Source organism: Pseudoalteromonas sp. TAB23 (assembly GCF_000498075.1).
Classification (GTDB): domain Bacteria; phylum Pseudomonadota; class Gammaproteobacteria; order Enterobacterales; family Alteromonadaceae; genus Pseudoalteromonas; species Pseudoalteromonas arctica.
Genome location: NZ_AUTP01000303.1, coordinates 1 through 12,053, shown reverse-complemented (window position 1 = coordinate 12,053; position 12,053 = coordinate 1). Strand labels below are relative to the sequence as shown.

11 protein-coding genes and 1 pseudogene are annotated in these 12,053 nt (G+C 38.6%); 9 read left to right on the top strand and 3 right to left on the bottom strand.

What is annotated here, in order from left to right; genetic code table 11:
- Nucleotides 1–122 precede the first annotated feature (122 nt).
- Nucleotides 123–734, bottom strand: coding sequence for a glycerol-3-phosphate 1-O-acyltransferase PlsY (gene plsY, locus L654_RS0119375; protein ID WP_024608804.1), 612 nt, complete (start codon nt 732–734; stop codon nt 123–125).
- A gap of 230 nt (nt 735–964) precedes the next feature.
- Between plsY and folB the strand changes: the two genes are divergently transcribed.
- The 8 genes from folB to L654_RS0119335 all read left to right on the top strand — a co-directional run bounded on the left by folB (nt 965) and on the right by L654_RS0119335 (nt 7,132).
- Entirely contained in the window at nt 965–1,324 is a 360-nt protein-coding gene (gene folB, locus L654_RS0119370; protein WP_024608803.1) for a dihydroneopterin aldolase, read from the top strand.
- Nucleotides 1,325–1,813 carry a 2-amino-4-hydroxy-6-hydroxymethyldihydropteridine diphosphokinase gene (gene folK / locus L654_RS0119365; RefSeq protein ID WP_007584740.1) on the top strand — a complete coding sequence of 163 codons (489 nt, stop codon included), beginning with the start codon at nt 1,325–1,327 and terminating at the stop codon, nt 1,811–1,813.
- Nucleotides 1,810–2,610, top strand: coding sequence for an undecaprenyl-diphosphate phosphatase (locus tag L654_RS0119360; RefSeq protein WP_024608802.1), 801 nt, complete (start codon nt 1,810–1,812; stop codon nt 2,608–2,610). Before folK ends, L654_RS0119360 begins: the two co-directional genes overlap by 4 nt.
- 176 nt (nt 2,611–2,786) lie before the next feature.
- Nucleotides 2,787–4,142, top strand: a complete 1,356-nt coding sequence (gene mpl / locus L654_RS0119355) for a UDP-N-acetylmuramate:L-alanyl-gamma-D-glutamyl-meso-diaminopimelate ligase (RefSeq protein ID WP_024608801.1) — start codon at nt 2,787–2,789, stop codon at nt 4,140–4,142.
- A 1-nt stretch (nt 4,143) separates the two neighbouring features.
- On the top strand, nt 4,144–4,764 hold the full coding sequence (locus L654_RS0119350) for a flavin prenyltransferase UbiX (RefSeq protein WP_007584746.1): 621 nt from the start codon (nt 4,144–4,146) through the stop codon (nt 4,762–4,764).
- Complete coding sequence (locus L654_RS0119345; protein ID WP_007584747.1) at nt 4,764–5,693, top strand: ABC transporter ATP-binding protein; 930 nt, start codon at nt 4,764–4,766, stop codon at nt 5,691–5,693. Before L654_RS0119350 ends, L654_RS0119345 begins: the two co-directional genes overlap by 1 nt.
- Complete coding sequence (locus tag L654_RS0119340) at nt 5,694–6,461, top strand: ABC transporter permease (protein WP_007584748.1); 768 nt, start codon at nt 5,694–5,696, stop codon at nt 6,459–6,461.
- On the top strand, nt 6,461–7,132 hold the full coding sequence (locus tag L654_RS0119335; RefSeq protein WP_007584750.1) for an SAM-dependent methyltransferase: 672 nt from the start codon (nt 6,461–6,463) through the stop codon (nt 7,130–7,132). The genes L654_RS0119340 and L654_RS0119335 overlap by 1 nt, the downstream gene beginning before the upstream one ends.
- Nucleotides 7,133–7,138: 6 nt before the next feature.
- Here the strand turns inward: L654_RS0119335 and L654_RS0119330 are convergent, their stop codons facing one another.
- Entirely contained in the window at nt 7,139–9,022 is a 1,884-nt protein-coding gene (locus L654_RS0119330; protein ID WP_010554415.1) for a GGDEF domain-containing protein, read from the bottom strand.
- A gap of 264 nt (nt 9,023–9,286) precedes the next feature.
- Here L654_RS0119330 and panP point away from each other — a divergent pair, with 264 nt between their 5' ends.
- On the top strand, nt 9,287–10,912 hold the full coding sequence (panP, locus tag L654_RS0119325) for a pyridoxal-dependent aspartate 1-decarboxylase PanP (protein ID WP_024594075.1): 1,626 nt from the start codon (nt 9,287–9,289) through the stop codon (nt 10,910–10,912).
- A gap of 173 nt (nt 10,913–11,085) precedes the next feature.
- Here panP and L654_RS0119320 read toward each other — a convergent pair.
- Nucleotides 11,086–12,053, bottom strand: a pseudogene (locus L654_RS0119320) (IS3 family transposase); the annotation flags it as partial.

The following is a 12,053-nucleotide window of genomic DNA, read 5'->3' as shown; positions in this document are numbered from 1 at the left end:
CAATAACAAGGCTAAAATTATGATACATAGTTGTTCTATATAAATAATTTTTAACGTAGTTAGTGAGTTATTTAATACGCTAGAATGATTATGTTTTTAATAAAATTGGTATTACTCTTACATTAATTGTTTTTGTTTTCATCAGTGGGTGCTTTTTTAGCGCCTACTTTTGGTTCTTCCCCACTAAATAATCGAATAATATTAGTACGGTGACGAAATATAATTAACAGCGTGATAAAAGTAACGGGAAGAGTATAAAGTGGTTTTATTAGCCATGTATATAAAGGTGCTAAAGAGACTGCCACAAGCGCCGCAAGTGATGAATAGCGTGTTATTGCCACTATAACCAGCCATGTACAAACAAGTAAACCCGCCAATGATAAGCCAATAGGTAATAATGAGCCAAATGCCGTTGCTACGGCTTTACCGCCTTTGAAGCTAAAAAACAGTGGGTACATATGGCCTAAGCAAGCTGCTACAGCGACTAAACCAAGCTCTAAAGGTTCAACTTCTAAAAAATAAGCTCCCCATACTGGAATAGTGCCTTTTAAAATATCAAACACTAAAACCAAGCAAGCCGGAAATGCTCCGCCTAATCTATAAACATTTGTAGCCCCTGGGTTGTTAGAACCACTATTACGAGGGTCAGGGAGTTTGAACAACCGCGACACTAAAATAGCCGACGAAATCGACCCAAGTAAATAAGCTAAAACAAACATTAAAGTGGCTAACACACGCTTCCTTATTTTTTAATTGCTATACCAATTGATAGTACTTTTAAGCTATTATTAGCAGCAAAATTTATCGTGAAAATTATTAACAGGCTATTTAATAGCTAGTTTGGTTATTTTGCTATTGTAGAAGTTATTTTCACATATTTAAACACTGGCTAAACCATATACAGTATTAATTTTATTGATGCTTTGTATAGTTGCTTAGTAGTTTGTTGTTATTTGGAGTATCAATGGATAAGGTTTTTATATCTCAATTGCACGTCGACACTATTATTGGAGTGTACGACTTTGAAAAAGAAAGTAAACAGAGCCTTTATTTTGATATTGAAATGCTTAGTGATATTAAGCCTGCAGCCGAAAATGACGATATTAATTTAGCACTGGATTACTCAAAAGTAAGCGAACGCGTTATTGAACACAGCACTGCAAAACCTGTTGAGTTGCTAGAGACTTTGGTTGAGCAGTTGGCTGAGATTATTTTAAGCGAGTTTAATACGCCACAAGTTACTATAAGAGTAAGTAAACCTGCAGCAGTAGCACAAGCACAAACTGTGGGTGTTGAAATTACACGTGTTAAGGCAACTGACTAAATGGCTCAAATTTATATCAGCCTAGGGTCAAATATAAATAAAGCGCATTATATACAATGTGCATTAATTGCACTTAAGCAGCACTTTGAGCACATTGTGCACTCGTCTGTTTTTGAAAGTGAAGCAGTTGGGTTTGCTGGCAATAATTTTTATAATTCAGTAGTTGGCGCTACAACTGATATGTCGCTTGCTGATGTATGCGCTTTATTAAAACAAATAGAGCGTGATAATGGGCGTACAGCGAACGATAAAAAATTTAGTCCACGAACGCTCGATTTAGATTTACTGTTTTATGATGATGTAACTTGCGATTCCCCAGCGCAATTACCACGTGATGAAATAACTAAAAATGCATTTGTATTACAACCTCTGAGTGAGGTTGCCCCAGATTTTTATCATCCTGTAGCTAAGCAAACGATTGCGCAGTTATGGAATGAATATAATAACCCTCAACAAAAGCTATGGAAGGTGGAGTTTTCTAACCTATGAGTATTATCGAAATAATTATTTTAGCCCTCATACAGGGATTTACTGAGTTTTTACCAATATCGAGTTCTGCGCATTTAATTCTCCCATCGCAAATTTTAGGCTGGGAAGATCAAGGGCTTGCGTTTGACGTGGCAGTACATGTTGGTACTTTAATTGCCGTTGTTATTTATTTTCGCAAAGAGGTCGTCGACATACTCAGTGCGTGGTTTAAATCCTTTGGAGCACAGGGTACTACTGATGATAGTAAGCTAGGTTGGTGGATAATTTTAGGCACTGTGCCTGCCGCTATTTTAGGCTTACTTTTAAAAGACTTTATTGAGTTATATTTGCGAAGCGCTTGGGTTATTGCTACTACCACCATTGTATTTGGTTTGTTGCTTTGGTACGCGGATGCAAAAGGGAAACAAATTAAAACTATTTATCAGCTCAATTGGAAAACGGCACTTATCATTGGTTTCGCACAAGCTGTTGCAATGATCCCGGGTACTTCTCGATCAGGTATCACGATGACTGCTGGTTTAATGTTGGGTATGAATAAGCAAAGCGCAGCGCGTTTTTCGTTTTTACTAGCGATTCCGATTATTTCTATGATGGGTCTTTATTATATTGCAGAGCTTGCACTGGGTGACCATGTAGTTGATTGGAATACATTATTGCTTGGTGTGGTGCTATCGTTCTTATCGGCTTATGCATGTATATTTATGTTTTTAAAAGTAATAGAGCGAATGGGTATGTTGCCATTTGTAATATATCGTTTATTACTCGGTGTAGGTTTGATTGTATTTTTAATGATGTAGAAAATAATCGCCTAACAAAAAAGCCTTCTGACTAAGAAGGCTTTTTTGTTATCAAGTGGACATTTTGGCACGAGTGAAATGCTTACTCGCAATGGTAACTAAGCACGAATTTTGGCATTATAGCGCCATTAAACTTTGCATAGCTGTAAAGTGAGCATACGATTTAAGGAAAGTATATGCATATACATATTTTGGGCATTTGTGGCACGTTTATGGGTGGCATTGCAGCCATTGCTAAATCATTAGGTCATAAAGTAACGGGTTCTGATCAAAACGTTTACCCACCAATGAGTACGCAACTTGAAGAGCTTGGCATTGAACTGACTCAAGGCTACGACGTATCTCAATTAGAGCCAAAACCAGATATGGTAGTTATCGGTAATGCAATGAGCCGTGGTAACCCGTGTGTTGAATATGTGCTTGATAAAGGCCTACCTTATACATCTGGCCCTGAATGGCTTAAACATAACCTATTACAAAACTCGTGGGTACTTGCTGTAGCCGGTACGCATGGTAAAACAACTACAGCAAGTATGCTTGCGTGGGTATTAGAGTACGCAGGTTTAAAACCAGGGTTTTTAATTGGCGGCATAGTCCAAAATTTTGGTGTATCGGCCAAAGTAGGTGAAACGCCATTTTTTGTTATTGAAGCCGATGAATACGACACAGCTTTTTTTGATAAGCGCAGTAAGTTTGTCCATTACCTTCCGCGTACACTTATATTAAATAATCTTGAATTCGATCACGCTGATATTTTCGAAGATTTAAACGCAATAAAAAAACAATTTCATCACTTAATGCGTACATTACCTCAAAGCGGCAAGGTAATTTGGCCTAAGCAAGACGTAGCGCTTAATGACGTAATAGCACAAGGGCTTTGGAGCGAAAGCGAAACACTCGGTGATGACTGGGGCTATGAATTAATAAAAGCCGATGGTAGTGAGTTTAATGTACTTTTAAATAACGAAAAGCAGGGCACTGTTTGCTGGCAAGCAATAGGCGAGCATAACGTTAAAAATGCAATTATGACTATCGCAGCAGCGCGCCATGTGGGTATAGCTGTTGATCATAGTATTGATGCCCTAGGAGAATTTATTAGCCCTAAAAGGCGTATGGAGCTAAAGGCTGATATAAATAATATTAAGGTGTATGACGATTTTGCGCATCACCCAACAGCAATTAAAACTACGCTTGCAGGACTGCGCGCAAAAGTAGGCGATGAAAAAATTATCGCTATTTTAGAGCCGCGCTCAAATACTATGAAAATGGGTGTGCATCAATATACATTATTAGATTCACTGCGTGATGCTGACGACGTACTACTTTTTGAACCAGAGAATCTAAATTGGTCGCTAAAAGAGCAAGCAGATAAAGCGGGTATGCAATGCTATAGCAGCACACAAACAATTATTGATACGGTGCTTGAAAGTATTGAGCCTAATCAACATATTTTAATTATGAGCAATGGCGGTTTTAATGGCCTTCATCAACACCTTGTTGATGGTTTAGCTGATAAATACAGCGGAGAATAGTGTGCAATTTAAAGATAGAATTACGCTCGCTTTTAGCGGTGCATCAGGTGCGCCTTATGGTTTAAGGTTACTTGAAGTATTGCTTGAGCAGCAATTTCAAGTTTACGTACTTATCTCAAGTGCAGCGCGAGTGGTGCTTGATACAGAATCAAATATTAAGCTCTCTGGTAACGAAGATAAAGCCACTGAGCAGTTAAGTACGCTGTTTAATGCTAAATCAGGGCAGTTAAAAGTATACGGTAAAGATAACTGGTTTAGCCCTGTGGCTTCGGGCTCTGCTGCACCTAAAAAAATGGTGGTATGTCCATGCAGTGCTGGATCGGTTTCTGCAATTGCAGTAGGGGCGTCAGATAACTTATTAGAGCGCGCCGCTGATGTGGTAATTAAAGAACGCGGACAGTTAATTTTAGTGCCGCGCGAAACACCGTTTAACGAAATTCATTTAGAAAACATGCTTAAGTTATCTCGTTTAGGTGTGACCATAATGCCAGCAGCGCCTGGCTTTTATCATAAGCCACAAAGTATTGAAGACTTAGTTGATTTTATGGTGGCGAGAATTTTAGATCATTTAAATATTGAACATAACCTAACAAAACGTTGGGGTTATGGTGAGGGTAAGTAATGAATAAGCAAAATATTGCTTTAAATATAGAAGGCCTTACCAAGGTTTATAAAAATGGTGTTGAGGCTATTAAAGGCGTTGATTTACAAGTTAAAGAGGGCGACTTTTTCGCTTTACTTGGTCCAAACGGAGCAGGTAAATCAACCACTATTGGTGTTATTTCGTCACTTGTTAATAAAACAAAAGGCAAGGTAGAAGTATTCGGTTGTAATATTGATACTGATTTAGAAGCTGCAAAAGCGCATTTAGGCTTAGTGCCGCAAGAGTTTAACTTTAGTCAGTTTGAAACACTTAGCCAAATACTTGTTAACCAAGCCGGTTATTATGGTGTGCCACGTGGCGAAGCCCATAAACGTGCTGATAAATACTTAGCGCAACTTGGCTTACTTGAGAAAAAAGACAAACAAGCACGTACGCTTTCAGGCGGTATGAAACGCCGATTAATGATTGCGCGTGCCCTTATGCACGAACCTAAGTTGCTTATACTTGATGAGCCAACAGCGGGTGTAGACATAGAACTTCGTCGTTCAATGTGGGATTTTTTACGCCAAATAAATGAGCAAGGCGTTACTATTATTTTAACTACGCATTACCTTGAAGAAGCAGAGTTACTGTGTAAAAACATCGCCATAATCGATAATGGCCGAATTGTTGAAAACACGACCATTAAAGCACTGCTTGCAAAGCTTGATAAAGAAACCTTTATTTTAGATTTAAAAATGCCAGCAAACCCTGTCACGCTTGAAGGTTATAAATTTACCATGACGGACGATCACACTGTTGAAGTGGAAGTCGCTAAGTCTCAAGGCTTAAATGCGGTTTTTAGTGCATTAACAACTCAAGGTAATACTGTATTGAGTATGCGAAATAAAGCAAACAGATTAGAAGAGTTATTTGTTGGATTACTAGAGCAAGGGCGGGGCGAATAAATGTTTAAATATGGCGTAGCCTTAAAGAGTTTGTGGATCAAAGAGTGTATTCGTTTTTTACGTATTTGGGTGCAAACTTTAGTACCGCCAGCAATTACGATGAGCTTATATTTTGTTATTTTTGGTAACTTAATTGGTTCACGCATAGGCGACATGGGCGGCTTTAGTTATATGGAGTTTATTGTACCTGGCCTTATAATGATGTCGGTCATTACTAATTCCTATTCCAACGTAGCCTCTAGTTTTTACTCAACAAAGTTTCAAAAAAGCATTGAAGAGCTTTTAGTTGCACCTGTACCTAACTACATCATTGTTCTAGGTTATATGGGTGGCGGTATGACGCGCGGTATTATGGTGGGCTTTATAGTTACCTGTGTATCGTTATTATTTGTTGATATTCAAATTCATAATATTTTTGTAATTATGGCGACGGTTATTTTAACCTCAGCTGTGTTTGCTTTAGGTGGTTTAATAAATGCAATTTACGCAAACAGCTTTGACGATATAAGCATTATCCCCACCTTCATACTAACGCCACTAACTTACTTAGGCGGTGTATTTTATTCAATTACGTTGCTGCCTGAATTTTGGCAGAATGTATCACAAATCAACCCTATAATTTATATGGTTAACGCATTTCGTTATGGCTTTTTAGGTGTGTCGGATGTTGATTTGAGCGTGGCTCTTGGGGTTATTTTAGTATTTATAACAGCGTTATTTACATTAGCGCTTACATTGATCAAAAAAGGTGTGGGGCTAAGACACTAATGAGTGATGCAAATTCACGTAGTATTGTATCTAATCAAGCGGGTATTCACGAAAAGCTTGATGAAATAGTAAATAAGCACTTAGATGCTGAATTTAAAAAGCCAATTGCAGCGCATACCCAAGCCGCATTTGACGAGGTTAATGCTAAAGTACAAGCCTTTAGTGGCCCGCTTATTTTAGACTCTTGTTGTGGCGTAGGTGAAAGCTCAGCTAACTTAGCTAAGCGCCACCCTGATGCACTTATAATTGGTATTGATAAATCGTCGCACCGATTAGATAAGCACGATGTTGAATATAAGCAAACCGACAGTGGTCAGTACATCTTAGTGCAAGCAGACTTAAACGACTTTTGGCGTTTAGCGGTTGCTGCTAATTGGCAACCTACACACCATTATTTGTTGTATCCAAACCCGTGGCCTAAATCTAAGCATATTCGTAGGCGCTGGCATGGCGCAGCTATTTTTCCATTTATCGTTAAGTTAGGTGGAAAATTAGAAGTGCGCAGCAATTGGGATATTTACGTTAAGGAGTTTGCTCGGGCGCTTGAATTAACAGGCAACCCTTGCGATGTAACGCTTTATGAGTCAGACGATGCCATTACGCCTTTTGAGCGTAAATACTGGGCCAGTGGCCAGCAAAGCCACCGACTCGTTATTAACTTACCTCGCTAAAGTAAGTTAAAGTGCTAATTCTTCTTCTATAACCGTACTAACATGTGACACTGGGTGGGCAAAGTAGTTGCCTTGCATTAGTGTCACATTCGCCTTTTTAAGTGCGGTTACTATGGTTGCATTTTCTACCGACTCTGCCATTAATTGCAAACCAAGTTGATTAGCAAAACTGGCTATATGTTCAATAAATAAATAGATATCTTTGTCATTCACTATTTGCTTTATTAGTGCACCATCTAGCTTAATACCGTCCACTTCAAGCTTAAGTACGTTTGATATATTTGAATAACCACTACCAAAGTCATCAATAATAACCTTAACGCCTTTCGTTTTAACCATTCCAATAAATGCTTTTACTTCAGAGAAGTTGGCAATAGCTTGGGTTTCTAAAAGCTCTAGTGTGATATTACCAGGATGCGGGTAGCGCTTAAGTTCGTCCGCAATAAACTCACTTAAATTAGGGTCGAGCATATCTTGTGCTGTTATATTTAAACTCCAGCAAATATCGGTTTTTCTAAAGCGACTAACACATTGTGAAAATATAGTACGGGTAAGTATTCCGTCCATTCTTGAGCGAGTAACAACATTTAAAAATGCATCAGGTTTTAACACTTCCCCTTGCGCCGTTACCATTCGAGCTAAACATTCGTATTGAACGACCTTGTTGGTATTTGTATCAATAATGGGTTGAAAGTAAGGCACTATACGGTTGTTATCAAACGCTTCACGCACCTCTTTAGCCATTTCAACATTGTATTGATATTGCGTTTTTACATCGTGTAGCGCTTTTGAGTAGTTAACTACGCTATGCCTGCCTTGTTTAGCTTGCAGCGCCGCTATATGAGCGTTTTCAAGTAGTAGCGATTTATTGCCACTGGCAATACCTGCACATAGAGTTATATAAATAAAAGGGTCAGTTAACACTGGGGTATTAAAGTTATATGTTTTTACGAGATCGGTAAATTCGTCATTACTCATTTCTTTAGGAGCGAGTAATACTATTTTGTTGGTTGCTAGTCTGTATATATGGCAATGCGCAGAGCTTCTGAGTTTAAAGTGAATAAGTAAGTTTTTCATTACTTTGTCACCCACTTCAGTGCCGTAGAAACTGTTTATATCTTCTATTTCATTAACCCAAATAACGGCTAACTGCATGTGATGAGCATTACTTTTTTTAATAAAGTACTCAAGAGCAATATGATTTGAAAAACCAGTACTTGAGTCAGTTGCTAAAGAGCGCTTTAGTAAATAAATATATATGGCGGCAACTAGTATCGCGATAAAAAAGAAGAAGCTCGCCATGGCAGCTGCTTTTGATACGCTTTCTTTAAGTTTCTCGTTTAAATTGTAAATAGTTATATCGGCACCCGTTAAATAGGTATTGCCGTTAATAGGGTCAACGTAAGGAATAAAAATAGTTTTAAAGTGGCCCCACTGATCGCTCGATATTTCAAATACAGGCTCGGTTGAGTAAAAAGCACTTATATTTGCATCGGTAGCTTCAGGGTAGAGATCTAAAAATTGAGTTACTTTGCCATTATTCTGATCGTCTTGCGTGTAGCTTGATGAGCTAAAAAGAACCTTTCCGTCTTTTAAAATCATTGAATACACATAAGCAATATCAAGTGCTTGAGCAAACTCAGAGAGCTGTTTACTCTTATTTTGATAGTAAGAAAAACTTATGTTGTCGCCTTGATTAACCGCACTTAAGTAATTTTCACCTAGAATATGTTTAACGCTGGTGGCGGCATTAAGTAAGCGATTATCAACCGACTGCATTATTTCAGCACGCGTGGTTTGGTAAGTGTAGTAAACATAGGTAAGCAAGCTTATTAAAAATAAGCTAAAGCCTGCCACTATCCAACTAACTTTGACTCTTCCTTCTGGCATATGTGTCCCTTTTTTGTTATCAAATTTATTATACCCAAAATAAGTAAATGCCCAATAAATAATTAGGTTTGGTAGAGTTTTAATTAAGTTATCATTTTTTTGTCATCGCTTTGATTGCTTTTATAGGTTTAAACGAGACATTTTAGTTATATTGCAGTAAAGTTAGCGCAATTTTTAAAGAAACACGATTGCTCTAAATGTCCTAATAATTAGGCGTTTTTGATGGGTAAGCGCGTGTTTTAGCTACACACACTAGGTATTGAGATGGATCAAAAGCGTTGTGCCGTCGCCTCTAAAGAAAGCCTTAAGCGTATATTTACTGTACCTGAAGCGCCAGACTCAACTTTAAGCAAAATCGAGCTTGAAATTTCGAGTAATTTAGCAGGTTTTCTAAACGAAAATATAGCGGCAATTGAAAAACCATTACATGAAATCGAAAAAGATTTTCAGTCGGCAGTGATCCCAGAGGATCCAACGTTTGTATCTGCTTATGCCCAAGACATAATGGAGCAACTTGTTGCACATTCTGTGCATACAGCTGCGCCTAGCTTTATTGGTCACATGACCTCTGCCTTGCCGCATTTCTTATTACCGCTGTCAAAATTGATGGTAGGGCTAAATCAAAATCTAGTAAAAATAGAAACGTCTAAAGCGTTTACGCCTCTTGAGCGTCAAGTGCTTGGAATGATGCATCATTTAGCTTATGGGCAAGAAGATTCATTTTATTCTAAATGGATGCACAGTGCTAAAACCTCACTAGGTGCATTTTGCTCTGGTGGAACGGTTGCTAATATTACTGCGCTTTGGATTGCGCGAAACCGCTTATTAAAACCCGATGGCGATTTTAGAGGTATCGGCGCACAAGGCCTAATTGCCGGTATGCTGCATTACGGCTATAAAGGTTTAGCAGTATTAATATCAGAACGCGGACATTACTCGTTAGGTAAATCGGTTGATTTACTCGGTATTGGCCGCGATAACTTAATTGGCATTAAAACCTGCGAAAATAATAAAGTTGATGTAGGAGCTATGCGCGAAAAAGCACGTGAGCTTGAATCGCAAGGCATTAAAGTAATGGCGATTATTGGGGTAGCGGGTACAACCGAAACCGGTAATATTGACCCACTTGATGAAATGGCCGACTTAGCACAAGACATTAACTGCCATTTTCATGTAGATGCTGCATGGGGAGGAGCGACCCTTTTATCGAACACGCATCGCCCTTTACTTAAAGGGATTGAGAGAGCAGATTCAATTACCATCGACGCACATAAACAAATGTATGTACCAATGGGAGCGGGCTTAGTTTTATTTAAAGATCCCGCTGCAACTGATGCAATAGAGCATCACGCTGAGTACATATTACGTAAAGGTTCAAAAGACTTAGGTAGCCACACGCTAGAAGGCAGCCGACCTGGTATGGCAATGTTAGTACATGCTTGCTTACGTGTTATTGGTCGTAAAGGTTACGAAATGCTGATTGATCGAAGCATCAAAAAAGCACATTACTTTGCTGATTTAATTAAGGCTGATGAAGACTTTGAGCTTATTTCGGAGCCTGAGTTGTGCTTATTAACGTATCGTTATGTACCTAAGCAAATTAAACAAGCAATAGCCGATGCTGATGCGGCAACTCGGTTAGATATTTTTGCTTCACTGAACCGTTTTACTGCCAGTATGCAAAAACGTCAGCGAGAGTCTGGTCGCTCATTTGTATCACGTACTCGTTTAACGCCTTCTAAATACGACAATCAACCAACAGTTGTATTTAGGGTGGTACTAGCTAACCCGCTTACTTCAGGTGCTATTTTAAAAGAGATATTAGCTGAGCAAAAAGAGTTGGCAGCAACAGATCCGGTATTCAAAAAATACTTAAGAAAGTATATGTAATCTAAATACAAAAAAGGGTCCATAAGGACTAATGCCGATCATTTAAGAATTAGTTAATAGCAATTGAACGATCTTCTAGGTATGTAAGAATCCGAATTCTTTTGTAGAATTCGGATTTTTTTATGCAACTTTCTAATGCTCTCGATATTATTAACAACATCAAACTGTAGTGGTCAATAAAATTTGGCCACAGTTTTAGAATCTTGATATCTAACCTCAGATTCATTTGGCGCTAAACCGGCATTATAATGATGCGGCCTAACGTTGTTGTAATATCCGTTGATATAATCACTAACGCTATATTTAGCATCTATAAAATTTCCATATCCAACCTTTGGCATCCATTCCGTTTTAAAGCTTCTAAAAAATCGCTCCATTGGTGCATTATCCCAACAGTTTCCACGCCTACTCATACTTTGTTTGATTTTATAGCGCCATAAACGTTGACGATATTTTAAACTGGTATAGTGACTACCCTGGTCTGAATGAAACATCAGTCCTGTCGGTTTTCCTCTGCTTTCATACGCGAGTTCAAGCGCTTTTAGCGTTAAATTAGTATCTGGCGACAACGACATGGCCCAGCCAACTACTTTACGTGCAAATAAATCAATAATAACGGCTAAATAAGCCCAGCGATTACCTACCCAAATATACGTCACATCACCGCACCACACGGTATCTGGCTCAACAACATCAAATTGTCTATCAAGCAGATTTGGAATTTCAAGGTGCTCATTACCGCCGCGTTTATATGAATGTTGAGGTACTTGGCAGCTTTCAAGCTTTAATTTAACCATTAGCTTAGCAGCACGATAACGACTCAATTCAAAATCATTGTTCGTTGCTATTGCCGCGATTGTCCGCGCCCCAGCTGAGCCGCCGCTCATTGCATGTATTGCTCTAACTTCAGCCTCTAGCCTTATTTGTTCTAGTGTCGGCGTTGTATCCCTTATAGCCCAATATTTATAGCTGCTACGATGCACATTGAATACGTTACACAGCACGCTAATTGGGTAACGCTCTCGTTGATTTAGTTTCTCAATTAACGAGAATTGTTCAGGGAGTCGGACATCAAGAGAGCGGTAGCCTTTTTTAATATATCCTTTTCTAATTCAATGCGTTGGATTTGCTTTTTAAGTTC

Bases quoted from the DNA above. Each gene is read 5' to 3' on its own strand.
- mpl (WP_024608801.1), top strand. From the start codon at position 2,787: ATGCATATACATATTTTGGGCATTTGTGGCACGTTTATGGGTGGCATT.
- L654_RS0119330 (WP_010554415.1), bottom strand. From the start codon at position 9,022: ATGCCAGAAGGAAGAGTCAAAGTTAGTTGGATAGTGGCAGGCTTTAGC.
- L654_RS0119340 (WP_007584748.1), top strand. From the start codon at position 5,694: ATGTTTAAATATGGCGTAGCCTTAAAGAGTTTGTGGATCAAAGAGTGT.
- L654_RS0119360 (WP_024608802.1), top strand. From the start codon at position 1,810: ATGAGTATTATCGAAATAATTATTTTAGCCCTCATACAGGGATTTACT.
- L654_RS0119345 (WP_007584747.1), top strand. From the start codon at position 4,764: ATGAATAAGCAAAATATTGCTTTAAATATAGAAGGCCTTACCAAGGTT.
- panP (WP_024594075.1), top strand. From the start codon at position 9,287: ATGGATCAAAAGCGTTGTGCCGTCGCCTCTAAAGAAAGCCTTAAGCGT.
- folK (WP_007584740.1), top strand. From the start codon at position 1,325: ATGGCTCAAATTTATATCAGCCTAGGGTCAAATATAAATAAAGCGCAT.
- folB (WP_024608803.1), top strand. From the start codon at position 965: ATGGATAAGGTTTTTATATCTCAATTGCACGTCGACACTATTATTGGA.
- L654_RS0119335 (WP_007584750.1), top strand. From the start codon at position 6,461: ATGAGTGATGCAAATTCACGTAGTATTGTATCTAATCAAGCGGGTATT.